The organism is Brevundimonas bacteroides DSM 4726 (assembly GCF_000701445.1).
GTDB lineage: Bacteria > Pseudomonadota > Alphaproteobacteria > Caulobacterales > Caulobacteraceae > Brevundimonas > Brevundimonas bacteroides.
The window spans coordinates 1-18987 of record NZ_JNIX01000014.1; the positions used below are offsets into that span (position 1 = coordinate 1).

14 protein-coding genes are annotated in these 18987 nt (G+C 69.6%); 11 read left to right on the top strand and 3 right to left on the bottom strand.

The genetic code is table 11. The features are described from left to right. The 3 genes from Q333_RS0112545 to Q333_RS0112555 all read left to right on the top strand — a co-directional run. On the top strand, window positions 1-1268 hold a 1268-nt coding region (locus Q333_RS0112545; RefSeq protein WP_051651314.1), incomplete at its 5' end, for a calcium-binding protein. A 58-nt stretch (window positions 1269-1326) separates the two neighbouring features. Next, entirely contained in the window at window positions 1327-3048 is a 1722-nt protein-coding gene (locus Q333_RS0112550; RefSeq protein WP_035294406.1) for an ArnT family glycosyltransferase, read from the top strand. Beyond that, complete coding sequence (locus tag Q333_RS0112555) at window positions 3045-3959, top strand: hydroxymethylglutaryl-CoA lyase (protein ID WP_029417416.1); 915 nt, start codon at window positions 3045-3047, stop codon at window positions 3957-3959. The genes Q333_RS0112550 and Q333_RS0112555 overlap by 4 nt, the downstream gene beginning before the upstream one ends. Before the next feature lie 12 nt (window positions 3960-3971). Here the strand turns inward: Q333_RS0112555 and Q333_RS0112560 are convergent, their stop codons facing one another. After that, on the bottom strand, window positions 3972-4949 hold the full coding sequence (locus tag Q333_RS0112560) for a hypothetical protein (RefSeq protein WP_029417418.1): 978 nt from the start codon (window positions 4947-4949) through the stop codon (window positions 3972-3974). Between the two features lie 144 nt (window positions 4950-5093). Between Q333_RS0112560 and Q333_RS0112565 the strand changes: the two genes are divergently transcribed. Further along, on the top strand, window positions 5094-6179 hold the full coding sequence (locus Q333_RS0112565) for a glycosyltransferase family 4 protein (protein ID WP_029417420.1): 1086 nt from the start codon (window positions 5094-5096) through the stop codon (window positions 6177-6179). 2 nt (window positions 6180-6181) lie between these two features. Further along, on the top strand, window positions 6182-6856 hold the full coding sequence (locus Q333_RS0112570) for a class I SAM-dependent methyltransferase (protein ID WP_051651315.1): 675 nt from the start codon (window positions 6182-6184) through the stop codon (window positions 6854-6856). A gap of 18 nt (window positions 6857-6874) precedes the next feature. Here Q333_RS0112570 and Q333_RS0112575 read toward each other — a convergent pair whose 3' ends face one another. Then, on the bottom strand, window positions 6875-9106 hold the full coding sequence (locus tag Q333_RS0112575; RefSeq protein ID WP_029417424.1) for a TonB-dependent receptor domain-containing protein: 2232 nt from the start codon (window positions 9104-9106) through the stop codon (window positions 6875-6877). 217 nt (window positions 9107-9323) lie between these two features. On the opposite strand from Q333_RS0112575, the gene Q333_RS0112580 reads away from it, so the two are divergent. The 5 genes from Q333_RS0112580 to Q333_RS0112600 all read left to right on the top strand — a co-directional run bounded on the left by Q333_RS0112580 (window position 9324) and on the right by Q333_RS0112600 (window position 15104). Then, on the top strand, window positions 9324-10952 hold the full coding sequence (locus Q333_RS0112580; RefSeq protein ID WP_029417425.1) for a serine hydrolase: 1629 nt from the start codon (window positions 9324-9326) through the stop codon (window positions 10950-10952). 140 nt (window positions 10953-11092) lie between these two features. After that, window positions 11093-11728 carry a LolA family protein gene (locus Q333_RS0112585; RefSeq protein ID WP_029417427.1) on the top strand — a complete coding sequence of 212 codons (636 nt, stop codon included), beginning with the start codon at window positions 11093-11095 and terminating at the stop codon, window positions 11726-11728. A 493-nt stretch (window positions 11729-12221) separates the two neighbouring features. After that, complete coding sequence (locus tag Q333_RS0112590; protein WP_029417429.1) at window positions 12222-13154, top strand: DUF4167 domain-containing protein; 933 nt, start codon at window positions 12222-12224, stop codon at window positions 13152-13154. 109 nt (window positions 13155-13263) lie between these two features. After that, window positions 13264-13905, top strand: a complete 642-nt coding sequence (locus tag Q333_RS0112595) for a DUF4893 domain-containing protein (RefSeq protein ID WP_029417430.1) — start codon at window positions 13264-13266, stop codon at window positions 13903-13905. Next, window positions 13902-15104: an FAD-dependent oxidoreductase gene (locus tag Q333_RS0112600; RefSeq protein WP_029417432.1), complete on the top strand. Its 1203-nt coding sequence runs from the start codon at window positions 13902-13904 to the stop codon at window positions 15102-15104. Before Q333_RS0112595 ends, Q333_RS0112600 begins: the two co-directional genes overlap by 4 nt. A gap of 3 nt (window positions 15105-15107) precedes the next feature. Here the strand turns inward: Q333_RS0112600 and Q333_RS0112605 are convergent, their stop codons facing one another. Beyond that, window positions 15108-17504, bottom strand: coding sequence for an FtsK/SpoIIIE family DNA translocase (locus Q333_RS0112605; RefSeq protein WP_029417434.1), 2397 nt, complete (start codon window positions 17502-17504; stop codon window positions 15108-15110). 206 nt (window positions 17505-17710) lie between these two features. Here Q333_RS0112605 and Q333_RS0112610 point away from each other — a divergent pair, with 206 nt between their 5' ends. Beyond that, window positions 17711-18910, top strand: a complete 1200-nt coding sequence (locus tag Q333_RS0112610) for a divergent polysaccharide deacetylase family protein (protein ID WP_029417435.1) — start codon at window positions 17711-17713, stop codon at window positions 18908-18910. Window positions 18911-18987 lie beyond the last annotated feature (77 nt).

The window sequence follows — 18987 nt, forward strand, 5'->3', positions numbered from 1 at the left end:
ACACCATCGGCGGCGGCGATGGCAACGACACCATCGGCGGTGACGCCGGTAATGACGACATCGACGCCAACGACGGCAACAACGTCGTCAATGGCGGCGACGGTCAGGACACGCTCATTGCGGGCACCGGCAACGATGTGATCGACGGCGGTGACGGCAACGACACGATCGACGGCGCGAGCGGCAACAACACCCTGACGGGTGGAGCCGGCAACGACACCATCACGTCCAGCTCGGGCAACGACGTGGTCTCGGGTGGTGACGGCGAAGACACCATCAACGCCGGCGCGGGGGCCAACAACCTCGCGGGCGGGGCCGGAAACGACAGCATCCTCGCCGGTATCGGTGCCGACACCATCTCCGGCGGTGACGGCAACGACACCATCTCGGCCAACGACGGCGCCAACACCGTCTCGGGCGGCAACGGTGATGACAGCATCATAGGCGGCGCGGACGCGGACACCATCAACGCCGACGCGGGCAACGACACCGTCCTGGCGGGCAACGGGAACAACGTCGTGTCGGGCGGCGATGGCAACGACTCGATCGCTGGCGGTGGCGGCGACGAACTGATCCAGGGCGGTGAGGGCAACAACACCATCGACGCGGGTTTCGGCGCCGACACCGTCACTGCCGGCTCAGGCAACGACTCAATCAATGCCAGCTTCGGCGATGACGCCGTCTCATCAGGCGGCGGCGACGACACCATCCTCGGCAATGTGGGCGCCGACTCCATCTCAGCCGGTGACGGCAACGACGTCGTCAATGGCGGCGACGACGCCGACAACATCTCGGGCGGCGTGGGCGCCGACAGTCTCCTCGGCGGCGCAGGCGCCGACAACATCTCCGGCGGCGACGGTGCGGACACCATCGTTGGCGGCACCGGTGCCGACACCATCTCGGGCGGATCAGGCAACGACCTGTTCGTGATCGGCCTCGGCGACACGGACGGTACGCTTGCAGGAGCCGACCGCTACCTCGACTTCAGCGCAGGCGACCTGTTCGACATCGCCTCGGTGACGACTGGCACGCTCGCGGCGGTCAACTACGCTGAGACGACGCAGGCCGACTTCGCCTCGGCGCTGACGGCGGCCAACGGCGCCTTCGCGGACGCGGGCAACACCCTCACGGTCTTCGTGGTAGCGATGTCCGACGGCTCTGGAGTCTGGGTATTCACTGCGACCGATGTAGCCGGTGTGGCCGCGACCGGAGCCTTCTTCGTCCAAGGCGCGACGCTCGCCGGCCTGGACGTCGCGAACTTCGTCTGAGCGGAGCGGGGCTCCGGCCCCGCTGACGGCGCGCGGCGGGTCGTGCTAGCAAGGCCGGATGACCGCCCGTCCCGACCTCGACCGCTACATCGCCGGCTGGCGCGGACCCCTGCTGGCCGCGCTGGTCGCCCTGCTGGCGGGACTGCCGTCCATGCTGCTGTTGCCGCCGCTGGACCGGGACGAGAGCCGCTACGCCCAGGCGACCAGCCAAATGCTGGAGAGCGGCGACTATGTCGACATCCGCTTCCAGGACGATCCGCGCTGGAAGAAGCCCGTCGGCATCTACTGGATGCAGGCGGTCGCGGTCGGCCTGACGTCCGACGTCGCGGATCGCGAGATCGCGCCCTACCGCATTCCGTCCCTGCTGGGGGCCATGCTGGCGGCCTGGGCGGCGGCGTGGCTGGGCTCGGCCCTGTTCGGCGCGCGGGCGGGGTTCCTGGGCGGAGCATTGCTGGGGGCGACCTTCCTGCTGTCGTCGGAGGCCGGCATCGCCAAGACCGACGCCATGCTGTGCGGAGCCGTGACGCTGGCGATGGCGGGGCTGGGTCGGCTCTACATGGCGTCGCGGGCGGGCGCCCTGATCAAGGGCGATCCGGCGCATCGGCCGTGGAAGCTGATGATCTGGCTGGGGCTGGGCCTGTCCATCCTGGTCAAGGGGCCGATCGGCCTGCTGGTGGTCGTGCCGGCCGTGCTGATGCTCAGCCTGTGGGACCGGCGGTTCGCCTGGCTGAAGCGGCTGGGCTGGGGCTGGGGCCTGCCGCTGCTGGCCTTGATCGTGGGGCCCTGGGCCATCGCCATCACCATCGCCACCGACGGCGGCTTCTGGCGCGAGGCCATCGGCGGCGACCTGGCCCCCAAGATCGCGGGAGCCCAGGAAAGCCACGGCGGCCTGCCGGGCATGTATCTGCTGCTCAGCCCGCTCCTGCTGTTTCCCGCCACCCTGATGCTGCCGGCCGCCCTGTCGACGGGCTGGAGCCGACGCGCCGAGCCGGCGATCCGCTTTCTGGTGTGCTGGCTGGTTCCGGCCTGGCTGGTGTTCGAGATCGCGCCGACCAAGCTGTGGCACTACACCCTGCCGACGTTCGCGGCGATCACCCTGCTGATGGCCGCGGCCCTGACCCAGCCCATCGGGCGGGTTTCGCGGTGGTCTGGCGCCGCCCTCGCGGTCCTCGCCGCCGTGGTGATCAGCGGCATCACCGTCTATGGCCTGACGGCGTTCGGCACCTCCACGGCCCAGACCTGGGCAACGATCACGGTCGTCTGCGCGGCCATGGCGGCGCTGATCGGCGGGTTCCTGCTGGTCAATCGCGCAGCGGTCACCGGGGTCCTTATCGCGCTCGTTTTCGGCGTGATCGCCCACGCGGGACTGGCGGGCACCATCCGCCAGCTGCGGCCGCTGGCCATCGCGCCCCGGCTGGAGAAGGCTTTGGAGCAAAACGGCCTCCACCCGCGCCAGGGCCTGACGCCAGGTCCCGTCGCCATCACCACCTTCCATGAACCCAGCTTCGTCTTCTTGACCGGCCGCGACACCCAGCTGACCGACGCCGCAGGCGCCGCCCGAGCCCTCGCCGAAGGCCGCCCCGTCATCGTCGAGGACCGCGACGCCGAGGCCTTCCGCGCCGCGGCGGTCGAGACGGGCGTGCCGGGCACGGCGGTGGCCGTGGTGACCGGCCACAACTACTCCTCCGGCGACGATGTGCGGCTGACCCTCTACGCCCCGCCCGAGACGCGCGCCGCGCGGGAGGCCGCCGCGAATCCGGACATCGAGGACGGTCGATGAGCCGCTCCATCCAGATCGTCGAGGTGGGTCCCCGCGACGGTCTGCAGAACGAAAAGGTCCTCCTCGACCCCGCCGTCCGGGCCGAGCTGGTGCTGCGTCTGGAAGCGGCGGGCGCGCGCCGGATCGAGGCCGTCAGCTTCGTCCATCCGAAACTCGTGCCCCAGATGGCCGGGGCGGAGGAGGTCATGGCCGCCCTGCCGCCTGCCGAAGGCCGCAGTCGGATCGGCCTGGTCCTGAACGGCAAGGGCTACGACCGGGCGCTGGGCACCGGCGTGGACGAGGTCAACGTCTCCCTGTCGGTCACCGACGGCTTCGGCCTTAAGAACCAGGGCCTGGCGACCAAGGACCAGATCGCCATGCTGGAGGCCATCGTCGCCGGACGCGCCAACTCGGCGGGCAGCGATGCGCCCGTGCCGACGCTGTCGGCCACTCTGTCCTGCGTCTGGGGCTGCCCCTTCGACGGGGAAGTGTCGGTCGATCAGGTCACGGCGGTCGTGCGGGAGCTTTCCCGGCTCGGCGTGAAGGAAGTCGGCCTCGCCGACACCATCGGCGTCGGCGACCCCTGGAGCGTGACGCAAAAGATCGAGGCCGCCCGCGCCGCCGCGCCCGATGCGGTGCTGCGCCTGCACTTCCACGATACGAGGAACACCGGCGTCGCCAACGTCTATACGGCGGTTCAGGCCGGGGTCGATGTGCTGGACGCCTCGGTCGGCGGCATCGGCGGCTGCCCGTTCGCGCCGGGGGCCACGGGCAATGTCGCGACCGAGGACCTGGTCTACATGCTGGAGCGCGCGGGATACCCCACCGGCTACGACCTCGACGCCCTGATCGAGACCGCCCGCTGGATCGGCGAGCGCATCGGCCGGCCGACGCCCAGCGCGCTCAGCCGTGCCGGCGGCTGGCCGCGTTGACCTGAACGGCCGTCAGCGGTCGCCTAGAAGATCATCGAGCCGCTCTCCGAAATGGGTGGAGACGCTCTCGGCCAGTATGTCAGGCGTGATCCGACCCGAACCCGCGGTGACCTCCCGCGCCCAGTCGTGGACGGCCCGAGCGCCGTGTCGCGCTTCCAGTTCCTCGAAGACCTCCAGTGAGGCGGCGTAGCGGGCGAGCATGTTGGACTCGTCGCCGATCAGGTCGGCGCTCGTGAAACTGAATGGGCCGCTCGGCATGTACGAGGGGTCCGCTTGCATGCGGGCGCGGTCTTCCGCCGAGACCTGCCGCATGATGGCCTCCGGACGCGGCCGGACGGATCCCCACTGCGCGAGGTTCGCGGGCACCGTCGATCGGGCCAGGTCTCCGGACAGACGGTCTCGATCCGTCCGCGCGGCCGCCGGGTCCAGCTGCTCCGTGATGGCGAGGCCGACCCACGTCGCGTGGCCCTCGCTGACCCACCGGGGCGGGATCGCCCCCGATCGCTTCTGGAAGTCGTGAACCTGCTCATGCGGCATGGTGACGACGACCATCCGCCTGGACATGTCGGGAAAGCCGCCGTCCGCCCCGATCAGGATGGGCCACCGCTCCTTGTCATCGGGTCCGCGCGGCGGAATGTAGTCGGCGTCCTGGGTGAAGACGACCGAGAACCACTCCGCGTCCCTGCGCGGGTCGCCCAGAGCCGCCGTCAGCAGGTCCAGCTGTCGCCCCAGACAGGCGGCGCGGCTCCAGGCCGCACGCTCGGACCCCTCGTCGAAGAACACCCTCATGAAATGCCCGGTCGCCTCGACGGTGACCCTGAGCGACGGCAGATCGTCCGCGCCGGGGGCCTCCGGCACGATCGATATGCCGGCCGCCTGCGGCCGCTCGCCGAGTGGCGCGCTGCACGACGGCTCCTGGCGGGCGAGCGCGGGCGAGGCCAGCGTCGCCGCCGCGAACAGGACAAGCAGGCGGCTTCGGTTTCGCGACATCGGGCATCTCCTGGAGGCTGTCGGACCGAAGCATCCGCTTGTTTCACGTCTGTTTCCAGGCCGGAAACACAGACGTCTCGCCTTGTCCCGGCGATCCCGCTAGAAGTCGCCGCTCGCGTTAAGCTCTGGCGGTCCTGACACCCGATGCGCATCGTTCTGGCCACCGACGCCTGGGAGCCCCAGGTCAACGGCGTCGTCCGCACCCTGACCCGCACGGTCGCGGAATGCCGCGCCATGGGCCATGAGGTCGAGGTCATCGAACCCAGCCAGTTCAAGACCATCCCGGCCCCGACCTATCCCGAGATCAAGCTGGCGCTGGGGGCCGAGGAAGAGATCCGCGAGCGTCTGCGCGCGCTGGAGCCCGAGGCGGTCCACATCGCCACCGAAGGGCCCATCGGCATCGCCACCCGGCGCATCTGCGTGGAGTGGAAGCTGCCCTTCACGACCAGCTATCACACGAAATTCCCTGAATATATCTCCGCCCGCTTCCCCGTGCCGGTGCAGGTCGGCTACGCCTACATGAAGTGGTTCCACAAACCGTCGGGCCGGCTGATGGTCGCCACGCCGACACTCAAGCGCGAGCTGGAAGAACACGGCTTCAAGAACATCTCGCCGTGGTCGCGCGGCGTCGACACCGAACTGTTCCGGCCGGACCTGGAGCCGATCTACGCCGAGATCGGCGGAGGCGACTGGCCGCGCCCCTTCTGGCTGAACGTCGGCCGGGTGGCGGTCGAAAAGAACATCGAGGCCTTCCTTGAGCTGGACCTGCCCGGCACCAAGATCGTGGTGGGCGACGGTCCGGCGCGCGCTGACCTGGAAGCGCGTTATCCCAAGGCCAAGTTCCTGGGCGCGAAGTTTGGCGACGAACTGGCGCGCTGCTTCAAGGATGCCGACGTCTTCGTCTTCCCCAGCTGGACCGACACCTTCGGCCTGGTGATCCTGGAGGCCATGGCCACAGGGACGCCGGTCGCCGCCTATCCGGCGCATGGCCCCATCGACCTGATCCCGGGATCGAACGCCGGCGCCATCGACGACGACCTGAAGACCGCCTGCATGAAGGCGCTGGAATGCGACCGGGCCGCCACCCGCGCCTACGCAGAGACCTTCAGCTGGCGCGCCTCGGCCGAGCAGTTCGTGGCGAACCTCGAACCCTATCCGGAGCCCCAGCGCGGGCGGTTCTGGCGGCGTCTGCGCCGGATCACCCGGCTGCGGCGGCGGGCGGCGGCCTAGGCATGCCCACGCGGGTGCTGAACTGGCTGAGGCGGCTGGAGCGCCGACCCTACGGCGAGAGCAACCCGACCAACCGGGAGCGCTTCACCCGCGTATTCGAGACACGACGCTGGGCGACAGGCGAGTCCGTCTCCGGCCCCGGCTCGGACCACGGTTCCGGCTCGGTCGACCATGCGAGCCGACTGCTTCACCGGTTCATTCCCGAGCTCGGCATTCGCTCCCTGGCCGACATCCCCTGCGGCGACTTCCACTGGATGGGCGAGGTCCTGTTGCAGCATCCCGACCTGGACTATGTGGGCTACGACATCGTCGAGCCCCTGATCGCGCGGAACTGGCGGATGCATCCGGGACGTTCGTTCGTGGTTCTGGACATCGTCACCGAGGTCCCCCCGCCCGCCGACCTCATCCTGTGCAAGGACCTGGTCAACCACCTCTATGAGAAGGACGTGCGGGCGGCGCTGCGCAACATGGTCGCCTCGGGCTCGACCTGGCTGCTCATCACCTCCAACGCCGGCTACGAGAACCTAGAGCTCGAGATGCTGGCGCCCGGCGCGTCACGTGAGCTCGACCTCACGGCCCCGCCCTACGACCTGCCGCCGCCGGTCTATGGCGACCACTATCTGTCGCTGTGGCGACTGGAAGACGTGGGCCGGGCGCTCGATCGCGCGCGTCGCTGAAGCCTGCCTGGCCTTGCGTCAGCCGCCGGTCGGTCCGGTCGAGAAGTCGAACTGTTCCGGCGGGCGGCGCTGGCCGTTGCCGAGCGTCCAGGTCAGGCCGATGTAGAAGGCCGTCAGGTTGATGTCCTGGTTGAACTCCTCGCGGAAGGCCGGGGTCTCGAAGACGCTGTCGTTGTTGAAGGTGCCCAGCACGTCGCGGCCGGTGAAGTTGAACGACAGATTGTCCGTCAGCTTCCGGCGATAGCCGATGTTCAGCATGCCGCCGGCCTCGCGGGTGCCCTGGGCCAGCAGCTGCTCGCCCTGCCAGAAGCCCGAGATCTGGACGAAGTCGTTCGGCGTCGCCTGCCAGCTCAAGTTCAGTCTGCCACTGGCGAAGGTGCCTTCACGATTTCCGCCACCGGGGACGCCGGTCGAATCGATCTCTTGGCGGAAGACGTTGACCGCGCCGCTGTAGCGCAGGGTCGAGGTCAGGGGTCCGCTGGCGGTGAACTCCACGCCCGTGTCGCGGCGCGAGCCGAGGTTCTCGGGCCGGGTCAGGAGCACGCCGCCGCCGATGTCCCGCGCCACCTCGGTGAAGGCGCCGTCGGTGTCGCGCAGGTATGCCGTGGCCATGTAGAAGGTCGGGCCCGCGCGCATCTGCCACATGACCTCGAAGGCGTCGGTCTCCTGGGGCTCCAGGTCCGGATTGCCGGAACGCAGGTTGAGCGGGTCCTGAAAGGCGACGAAGGGGTTCAGCTGGGCCGGCTGGGGCCGGGCGATGCGGCGTGAATAGCTGGCGCGCAGCGTCTGGGTGTCCGACAGCTTGTACTGCAGATGAGCGGTCGGATAGGCCTTGAAGTAGTCCTGAGACGCGCGAAGACCACCGGTCAGGTCGGTGATCTCGATGTCGGCCTGTTCCAGACGCAGACCCAGCTGGGCCGAGAACTGCTCGGTCAGAGGCCGTTCCCAGGTGGCGTACCAGGCATGCACGGTCTGCTCGGCCTCAAAACGGTTGGAGAAACCGGGAACAACAACGAGACCGCCTTGCGAAGGTCCGCGCGAGAGGACGAAGTCCTGTTCGGGCCGCTGGATGTTGAGCTCATAGCCCAACCGCAGCTGGCCACCCTCGGCAAAGGGGCGGACATAGGCGCTGGTCAGGCCGATGGTGGTCTGATCCGTATCCTGCTCGGTCAGCTCATAGAGATCGGGCGAAACGGGCAGGCTGAAGCGCGAAACCGTCAGGCCCCCGGTCTCGTTCCCGTTCTCGTCGTAACGCAGCTCGTTGGACCACTCGTGGCCCGCGTCGTCGAAGCGGTGCAGCAGGCGGGCAGTCGCGCCCCAGTTCTTGAACTCGAAATCGACGTCGCCGTCGCGGCGATAGCTGTTCGTCAGGGCTCCGGCAGCATTGCGGGTCTGGAACAGGCCGACCACGTCGCCTTCGCCCTCGAAGGCAGCGCCGCGCAGTTCGCCCGTCAGGCTGGTGCGGTCGGTCAGGCGGTATTCGGCGGTGGCGCGGGCGAAGGCGCCCGACTGGTCGTTTTCGACAGTCTGGTCCGTCGTCGTGGTCGAGATCAGGGCGCCGGTGGTCGGGTTGAACTGTTCGCGGATGCGTTCGAAATCGACGCTGACCGGATCGGCGCGATAGCTGATGTCGCCGGACAGGGTGAGACGGTCTTCCTGCAGCGAGCCCGAGGCGCCCGCGTTCCAGCGGCCGTCGTCACCAACGTTGACGCGGATCGAACCGGTGGTCTGGCGGCCGGGGCGCGGCGCGGTCGGCTTGGTGATCAGGTTGATGACACCGCCGGAGCCCTCGGGGCTGTAGGCGGCGGACGGATTGGTCATGACCTCGATGCGGGCGTACTGGTCGGCCGGCAGCTGCAGCAGGGCTTGGCCCCGGTTCTGGCCCGACAGGATGCCCGACGGGCGGCCGTCCACCAGAATTGTGACGTTGGAGTCGCCGCGCAGGGAGACGTTACCCTCGGGGTCGACGTCGACAGACGGCACGTTCCTGAGCGCATCGGCGAGGCTGCCCGTCGTGGCCTGAAGGTCATTGGCCAGGCTGTAGCTGATGGAATCGATGGAGGTGCGGGTCTCCTGGCGGCTGCCGGTGACGACGACGTCGGTCACGGCGTCGGTTGGCTCCTCCTCCTGCGCGGGCGGCGTCTGCTGGGCCGGGGCGGGCGTCTGGGTCGGGGCCGTCTGGGCCATCGCCGGAGCGCCGATAGCGGCCGTGGCGGCGCCCGCCAGCAGAATGGTCTTCAGTCGGATCATGGATCAGCCCCCGTGGCGCACCTCCGCGCCGTTATCGCGGGCGCATATCAAGCTTCCTTGACCTGCCCTAGTTACTTCGTTGTCATGATTTTCGATGCGATTTCATGACGTTACGTTCGTGCAATGAAGGTGTCGAAAAGACGGCGCCGCGAGACGGTGGCTGGCGTTGGAACCGGAGCGCCGGTAGCGTCCATGCCTGATCGACCGGAGCCCGCCGATGACCCACCGCCTGCCTGCCCTGACCCGCCGCTCGGCCCTGTTCGCCTCGGCGGGGGCCGCCGCCCTGCCGTCGGCCGCGTGGAGCCAGACGGCGGGCGCGGCGAACGACAACGCAGGTATCGCCGAGGCCGTCGACGCCTATGTGCGCCAGTGCATGGCGGCCTGGCCGGACCAGCCGGCGCTGGGCATCGCGGTGGTCAAGGACGGGCAGCCGATCCTGACCCGCGGCTATGGCGTGAAGCGGCAGGGCGCGACGGACCCGGCCGACGAACACACCCTGTTCGCCATCGCGTCCAACACCAAGAACGTCACTGCGGCGGCGCTGGCCATGCTGGTCGACGAGGGCAAGGTCAAGTGGGACGAGCCCGTGCGGACCTATCTGCCCGGCTTCAACCTGTCCGATCCCGTCATCGGCGAGCGGATCACGGTGCGCGATACGCTGAGCCACCGGGCGGGGTTCGGCCTGGGCGCGGGCGACCTTCTGTTCTGGCCAAACTCGGACCGGACGCGCGCCGAGATCATGGCGGCGGTGCCGCATGTGCCGATCGAGGACGGGTTCCGGGCCAACTACCACTACTGCAACCTGATGTTCGTGGTGGCGGGCGAGGTGATCGCGGCGGTCAGCGGCATGCCGTGGGAGACCTTCGTCCAGACGCGCATCCTGGACAGGGTCGGCATGACCGAGACCGTGCCCTTCACCAGCATGGCCGACCCGGCGAAGTCGGCCCTGCCGCATGGGCGGATCGGGCCGCCGCTGCGCTATCAGGGGGCGATGACCCTGCTCAGCGACAGCATTGCCGGCATCTGGAATTGGGACGCGGCCGGCGCAGCGGGCGGCTTCTGTTCGACGCCGGCGGACTGGGCCAAATGGATCCAGGTGCGGCTGGCGATGGGGGCGCTGCCGGACGGGACGCGGTTGTTCTCGGAGGCGCGCGCCAATGAGATGTGGCGGCCCAACGTCATCGTCGGATCGTCGCCGGGGCCGACGGCGGAGCTGCCCGGCCGGGCCATCGCCACGACCTATGCCATGGGGTGGTCAGTCCAGGACTATCGCGGCGAGCGGCTGATCAGCCACGGCGGCGGGTCGCCGGGCGGCATCTCGGCGACGGTGCTGCTGCCGGGGCGCAACGCCGGCTTCGCGGTCTTCTCCAACGCCGAGGAGAGCCTGCTGCTGCGCGCGTTGCGCAGCGGCATCGCCGACATCGTCATGAGCAAGACCGGCTTCGACTGGATCGCGGATTCCAGGCGCATCGAGACGGAGGGCAACGCCCGCTCCATCGCCGCCGCCGCCGAGATCGACGCCAAGCAGGCGGCGGGGGCTCCGCCGTCGCTTCCGCTGTCGGCCTATGCCGGGACGTGGCGCGACCCCTGGTACGGCGACATCGTGATCGAGCCGCGCGCCGTTCAGCTGTGGCTGAAGTTCAGCCGCACCCCGGCTTTGCAGGGACCGCTGGAGCCCTATGACGGCGAGACGATGCGGACGCGCTTCCCCGACACGCGCGAGGAGGACGCCTTCATCACTTTCGAACTGGAGAACGGCCGCCCCGTGCGGGCGACCATGAAGGGCGTCAGCCCCGACATCGACTTCAGCTATGACTATCAGGATCTGCGGCTGACGCGGGTCTGAGGGCCTTCGGGAACCCTGAAGCCTGAACGACGCTTCATCGGGCCGCCGGAATATGGTCAGGGTCGGGTCATGACCGTGCCGCGACGCCCCGCCATGTTCGGCACGATCACGAACGATTCCCATACGGGAAAAGGAATGACATGACGCTGTCCCGCAGAGATCTCGGCTTCGGCATCGCCGCCATCGCGGCGGTCGCCGCCATGCCCGCTTCGGCCCAGTCCGGCCTGTCGGAGGCGGACCGCGCGGTGTTGAACCAGGCTCAGGCCTATCTGCAGAACCTGACGGCCGCTCAAGGCGCCTTCGTCGAGACCGGCGCGGGCGGGCAGCGGCGCGAGGGACGCTTCTATCTGCAGCGGCCCGGGCGCATGCGGTTCGAATACACCACGCCCGCCGGGCTGCTGGTGGTCGCGGACGGATCGAACGTGAAGCGCTGGGATCCGCGTCTGGAGGTCTTCCGCCAGGTGCCGCTCAGCCAGACGCCGCTGTCGACTTTCCTGGCGCGGAACGTCCGGCTGGATCAGGGCGTGACCATCGAACGGGTGACGCGGATGCAGTCCGGCGCCTTCGCCATCACGGCGCGCGACGCCCGACGCCCGCGCGACGGCCAGGTGATCCTGGCCTTCGCGGGCAACCCCCTGCGGCTGCAGGAGTGGACCATCACGGACGCGCAAGGCGCGCGGACGCGGACCCAGCTGACGACATTGCAGCCGACCTCGGGCCTCGCGGCCAGCCTGTTCCGACTGACCGACCCTACGCGGCGGCCTGGACGGAATTGACAGATTCATGATCCGTTGACCGTGTTCAGATGAGCACAGGCAAGTGCACACGCGTCGGATTTGACTCTTTTCTGGAGCCGTGACACTTTGAACACAGGGCGGCGATCCCGCCCTGGCGCCTTCGGACCTCATCCCCTCCCGATGGCGGCGAGAGAGACACCCTCCAGCCCCTGGCGTCCGCGTCGGGGGCTTTTTTCGTTCCGGAACGGTCCCGGCTGCGAAAGCCCTTGGAAAGCCGGTCGGGGCGCGCTAAGTCTGCATCGTCTCCCACCCAACCGCACCTTCTCGATCCGCTCAAGGATCGGCGACGCGCGGGCCGGGGCGTGCGTGAGGGTCCGAGGTTTCGGGCGGACCACGCCGGGCGACGACGGTCTTCCGATCACATCGCCAGTGGGGATCCGACCCCAGCGACCACGAGCGGCGACCGGACCAGGAACAGCGGCCTTCTCCCCACGCCAGACGCCTTGGGGACGCCGACCAACACGGACGTTCGATGAGAGATTTCAAGGGCATGAAGCGCCAGCGCGGCCGCAACCGGAAACCGGGCGGCGGCAATGCGAACGCGGCCAATCCGAACCGTTCGTGGGACTCCCAGGGGCCCGAGAACATCAAGGTTCGGGGCAACGCCCAGACCGTCTACGAACGCTATCAGCAGCTGGCGCGGGACGCGGCCTCGTCGGGCGACCGGGTTCTGGCCGAGAACTATCTGCAGCACGCCGAGCACTATTTCCGGGTGCTGAGGGCGCTGCAGCCGCAGCGTCCGGTGTCGGAGATCGCGGCGCGCGAGCTGTCCAACCAGGGCTTCGACATCGACTTCGAAGACGAGACCGGAGCCCAGGCCGCCGCCTTCCTGGCCGCCGCCCAGCAGCAGGCGGAGCGCGAGGCGCGCCAGCAGGCCGAGGCCGAGCAGCGCGAGAACCGCGAGCCGCGCGAACCCCGCGAGTGGCGCGACCGCGACCAGAACCGGGATCAGAACCGCGAATGGCAGCCGCGCGAGCCCCGTGAGGGAGAACCGCGCGCCGACGGCGAAGGCCGTCCCGAAGGCGGTCGTCGCGAAACCCGCCGCGAACGCTGGGAGCGCCGCCGCGAGGAGCGCAACCGCCGCTTCCAGGCCGAGGGCGGCGTCGGCGAGGCGCCGGAGGATCACAGCAGGACGGAGCATGCGGACGAGGCGTTCGACGATGCGTCGGCGACGGCCCAGGCGCCAGCCGAGACGGTCGAGATCGAGGCGCAGTCGACCGAGGAGCGTCCGGTGCGCCGAACCCGCGCAGCGCGCAGGGAGGAGCCCACCAGCGACGACGCGGGAACCCTGCCCGGCTTCCTGACCCGTTCGGCGGCCCCGGGGCCGGCCACGACGGATGGCGAAATCCCAGCTCCGAAGAAGCGCGCGTCCCGGGCCCGCAAGGTCGAGCCCGCCGAAGAATAGTTTTCAGGCGCGCGAGGGACGTCCGCCGTTCGTCTCGATGCCGCCTTGGTGCGTTGACACGTCCTCGCGCGGCTTGACCCGTGACGCGGCGTGGGGCTCCCTTCAAGCCATGCGTATCCTGATTTCGGCGCTCGCCGCCCTGACCGTCGCGGCTTGCGCCAGCACGCCGCCACCCCCTCCGCCCCCGCCGCCCGGCACGGGAGCACAGGCCGTGCTGAGGGACTGGCGCGGCATCGTCACGGCGACGGACCGGGATCGATATGCCCGGCGCGACGCGGCTTGGCGCCTCGCGCTGGAGCAGGCGCGGCGGCAGACGGGGTCGGGCGACCTGGACAGCGTCGGCGACCTGATCGATCCGGGTGCGGTGCGGGGCGGAGTGACGCCGCCGGTCGGGGATTACCGCTGTCGGACGGTCAAGCTGGGCTCGCAGGGCGGGGAGGCCGGGCTCGGTTATGTCGTCTATGGCTGGTTCGCCTGCCGCATTGAGCAGACGCCCCGGGGGCTGAAGTTCTCGAAACTGACGGGGTCACAGCGGCCGAGCGGCCTGCTGTTTCCCGAGACCGACCGGCAGATGGTGATGCTGGGGTCGATGGCCCTGTCGACCGAGCCGCCGGCGAACTCCTATGGCCAGCGGCCGGACCGCGACCTGATCGCGGTGTTGGAGCGGATCGGGCCGGAGCGATGGCGGCTGGTGCTGCCGTGGCCGCAGTATGAATCCAACCTCGACCTGATCGAACTGGTCCCCGCTTGAGCCCGATCCAAGACATCGCCGTCGTCGGCGCGGGGCCGACGGGGCTGGCGCTGGCCCTTTTGCTGAAGCGGCAGGGTCGCCACGTCGTCGTGCATGAACGCTTCGCCGAAGCGAGGCCGATCGGGGCGGGATTCATGCTCCAGCCGACGGGGCTGCATGTGCTGGACCGGCTGGGGCTGACGGCCGAGATCGCGGCCCTGGGTCAACCGTTGAACCACATCTTCGGACGTGAGGCGCGGCGCGGGCGGGTGGTGCTGGACGTCAAGTATTCGGACCTGAAGTCGCCGCGTCCGGACGGGCTGAACGCGCTGGGCGTGCATCGGGCGGCGATCTTCCATGTGTTGCATGACGCCTGCCTCGCACAGGGGGTCGAGTTCGTCACGGATCGCGAGATCAGCGCGGCGTCGGACGGGCGGATCGTGGATGCGAAGGGAACGGCGAGCGCGGCGTTCGATCTGGTCGTGGATGCGTCGGGCGCGCGATCGCCGATCGCGCGCGACCTGCTGAAGCGGCAGGGCGGCAAGCGGACCGAGCTGGCCTGGGGGGCGGTCTGGGGGACGGTGCCTTGGCCCGGCGATCCGTTCGATCAGGGGGCGCTGGAGCAGGTTTATCGTGGGGCGTCGAAGATGATCGGGGTCCTGCCCTGCGGCGCGCGGCCGGGGTCGCCGGATCGGATCGCGACCTTTTTCTGGAGCCTGAAGCCCGACGACCATTCGGCCTGGGTCGAGGCGGGGATGGAGCGGTGGAAGGCCGAGGTGCTGAGCCTGTGGCCGCAGGTCGGGCCGGTTCTGGACGCCATTCCAGACGCCGAGGCCCTGACGCTGGCGCGCTATGGTCATCACACCCTGCCCCTGCCGGCGGCGGACCGGCTGGCGGTGGTGGGGGACGCGGCCCATTCGACCAGCCCGCAACTGGGCCAGGGCGTAAACATGGGCCTGCTGGACGCCCTGACGCTGGCCGATGCGCTGGAGACCCATGCCGAGCTGGACGAGGCCCTGATGGCCTATGCCCGCATCCGGCGCTGGCATATCCGGCTGTATCAGGCGCTGAGCTGGGGCTTCACGCCCTTCTATCAGGCGGACGGGAAGATTCTGCCGTGGGTGAGGGACCATGTGCTGGGCAAGGTCGCGCGGTTGCCGTTCGCGGCGCGGATGCTGGCGGCGACGGTGTCGGGGGTGCTCCTCGATCCGAGGCGCTAGGCCTCACACCATCGGCGGCGGGCCGGCGAGCACGTCGCGCTTGCCGGCGTGGTTGGCGGGCGAGACGACGCCTTCCTGTTCCATGCGCTCGATCAGGGAGGCGGCGCGGTTGTAGCCGATCTGAAGGCGGCGCTGGACGTAGCTGGTGGAGGCCTTGCGGTCGCGGGTGACCACGGCCACGGCGCGGTCGTACAGGTCGTCGCCCGAGCCGCCGCCGCCATCCTCGTCGAAGGCGGTGTCGCCGTCTCCGTCCGGATCGTCGGTGATCAGGTCGAGATAGTCGGGCTCGGCCTGAGACCTCAGATGTTTGCAGACCTCCTCGACCTCGCCGTCGGTCACGAACGGGCCGTGCAGGCGGGTGATGCGGCCGCCGCCGGCCATGTACAGCATGTCGCCCTGGCCCAGCAGCTGCTCACCGCCCTGCTCGCCCAGGATGGTGCGGCTGTCGATCTTGGAGGTGACCTGGAAGCTGATCCGGGTCGGGAAGTTGGCCTTGATGGTGCCAGTGATGACGTCGACCGACGGTCGCTGGGTGGCCATAATCAGGTGGATGCCGGCGGCGCGCGCCATCTGGGCCAGGCGCTGGACAGCGCCCTCCACGTCCTTGCCGGCGACCAGCATCAGGTCGGCCATCTCGTCCATGACCACGACCAGATAGGGCATGGGCTCCGGGCGGATCTTCTCGCTTTCGAAGACCGGGCGGCCTTGCTCGTCGAAGCCGGTCTGGACCGTGCGTTCGAAATGCTCGCCCCGTCCTTGCGCCTCGCGGGCGCGCTCGTTGTAGCTGGCGACGTTGCGCACCCCCAGCTTGGACATGCGTCGGTAGCGGTCCTCCATCTCGCGCACGGTCCATTTCAGGGCGACGACGGCCTTCTTGGGATCGGTGACCACGGGGGCCAGAAGGTGCGGGATGCCGTCATAGACCGACAACTCCAGCATCTTGGGGTCGATCATGATGAAGCGGCACTCGGCGGGCGAGAGCCTGTACAGGATCGACAGGATCATGGCGTTGACGCCGACCGACTTGCCCGAGCCGGTGGTGCCCGCGATCAGAAGGTGCGGCATGCGGGCCAGGTCGGCGACATAGGGCTCGCCGCCGATGGTCTCGCCGAGCGCGAGCGGGAGCAGGTGGGCGGGCTTGCCGTATTCCGAGCTGGCCAGCAGGTCGCGCAGATAGACGGTCTCGCGCTTGAGGTTCGGCAGCTCGATGCCGATGGCGTTGCGGTTCGGCACGACCGAGATGCGGCAGGCGCGGGCCGACATGGAGCGGGCGATGTCGTCCGACAGGGCCACGACGCGGCCGTGCTTCACGCCGGGCGCGGGGACCAGTTCGTACAGGGTGACGACCGGGCCGGGGCGGATCTGGTCGATCACACCCTTGACTCCGAACTCGGCCAGCACGCCCTCCAGCATCTTGGCGTTCTGTTTCAGCGCGGTTTCGTCAACCGTTGATGTGCGGGCCTGAGGCTTGGACAGCATGGCCAGGGGCGGCAGGTCGAAGTCGCCCTCGGGTCGGGCGAAGTCGAAGGCGGCCTGGGCGTCGTCGACGGCCCTTTTCGAGGCCTTCGACGGCTTGGGCGCGGCGACGCGTGGTTCGGGCGCGGCGCGGGCCGACGGCGGGGCGGGCGGGGACGTCGGTTCGTCCCAAGGCAGAGGGGCGTTGTCGCCCTCATCGTCGGGCAGTTCGAGGCGGGCGGGGCGGCGCGGCGCGGCGGCTTTCTGCTGGGTCGCGATCTCAGGCTCGAGTACCGGGCGGCGGCGGGTCGGGGTCGGCGCGGCGGGAGCGGGCGCGCGGCGCAGTCCGCCCAGCCAAGCTGCGGCGTCGCCGAAGTCGGAGGCCCGCAGTCCGACGGCGTAGCCTGAAGTCCACAGGCCGAAGACGAGAAAAATCAGGCCGCCGACGATCTTTCCGCCGGGAATGTCGAGGCTGCGGAACAGGCCGATGACCGCGTCGCCCCAGAGACCGCCGAGGCCCGAGGCCAGAGGCCAGACTGCAGGTGCCGCCAGCGCCGACAGGGCGCCGGCCAGCGACAGGACACCGGCGGTTGCGGCGAGCGCCTTCAGTGGCGTCGGCTTCAGCCGCTGCTGAATCGCGTCGCCGATGGCGGCGGCGAGACCGAAGGCGACGATCAGGGCAGCGGCGGGCCAGGCAGCCAGGCCGATCGACTGCATGAACAGGTCGGCGAACAGGGCCCCGTTCGCGCCCAGCCAGTTGGTCGGGGCGGCCGAGGAGGCGGCGTTCAGGCTGGGGTCCGCCGGGTTCCACGAGACGAGCGCGATGACGAGGAGCGTCGCAAGCAAGGCCTGCAGCACGCCCCGGAACCGCACCACGAAGGGCGCGTCCCACAGGATGAGAGCGCTTTCCCAGGCGCGCTGACCGATGGCGAGGGCGGCGGACATTCACGGCTCCGGACGAAAGGGACCGCAGTCTCGGCTGGACAGGGTTAAGGGGCTGTTTACCCCGCCGATCGACGCGACGAACGGGACCCGGAAACGCGCCGTTCATGGCTAACGGGCCGTTAGGGTTTCTTAACCGCCGCGCCTCATTCTGATGTCGAAAGCGCCGTCCGGAATCCTTCCGGCGGCCAGAGCGTTCGACGTCGTCCATGTTCGCCAAGCGCCAGTCCGCCCTCGCCGCCGCCGCCGGCAGCCCTCCGCCCTCGCGGATGCCCAAGCTCGATCCCAAGGCCGTGCTGGCCTTCCTCAAGCGCCCACCGGTGGCCGTCGGCGCCGCCGGACTGCTGCTCCTGTCCGCCGCCGCCCTGTTCCTGACCGTGCTCGGCGATCCGCGCGCCGGCACGCCGTCCGCCCGCGTGGCCCTGAAGCGCGAAGCCGCGCCGGCGCCCGCTGCTCCGACGGGCCTCGAAGCCTTCTCCATGGGCGGGTTCGCCGCCTGGCAGGGCCTGTCCGATCCTGCGCTGCTCGGCGGCAGCGGCGCGGCCGGAGGCGAGGCGCTGATCACCCTGCCGGACGGCGCGACCGTCGCGGGCGGCTCTGCCGTCGCCGCGCCGATCATCCCGGCCCAGCCCCTGACGCCAGCCCCGATCGCGGGTCTCAGCCAACCCGGCCCCAACGGACCGCTGCCGGTCATCGCCACCGACGGGCGCGTGCCCGCCCAGGCCTATGCCCGGCCCTTCACGCCGAACGGCCGCCCGCGCGTGGCCCTGATCGTCGGCGGCCTCGGCCTGAACGCCGTCACGACCCGCGCCGCCATCGAACGCCTGCCGCCTGAAGTGACCCTGTCCTTCGTACCCTACGCCGAAGACCTCCAGGGCTGGATCGACCTTGCCCGCCGTCAGGGCCATGAGGTCCTGATCGAGATCCCGATGGAGCCGACCGGCTATCCCAACAACGATCCCGGTCCCCAGACCCTGCTGGCCAACGCCACGCCCGACGACATCAATGCCCGGATGGCCTGGCTTCTGGGTCGCGCCACCGGCTATTTCGGCGTGACCAACTATCTGGGCGACCGCTTCGTCACCTCGGACGCGGGCATGAGCGCCTTCCTCGGCATCCTGCGCCAGCGGGGTCTGGCCTTCTTCGACGACGGCGTCGCGCGTCGCCGCCCTGGGGCCTGGTCGCGGGCGTCGGCCGACACCATTGTCGATCAGACCCAGACGCCCGCCGCCATCATCGGCCAACTGAACGCCCTTGAGGCCGCCGCCAAGACGCGCGGCGCGGCGCTGGGAACGGGCTTCGCTTATCCCGTTACGGTCGAGGCCGCCGCCCGCTGGACCGCCGGTCTGGAGGCGCGCGGCGTGCAGCTGGCCCCAGCGTCGGCCATGGCGGCGCGGCCAGGCAGATAGGGAGTAGAGAAGAGGGATTAGAGCGTTCTTCCGGAAGCCGCCCGGGTCGCTGTTGCCCCTCCAATCCCTAATCCCTA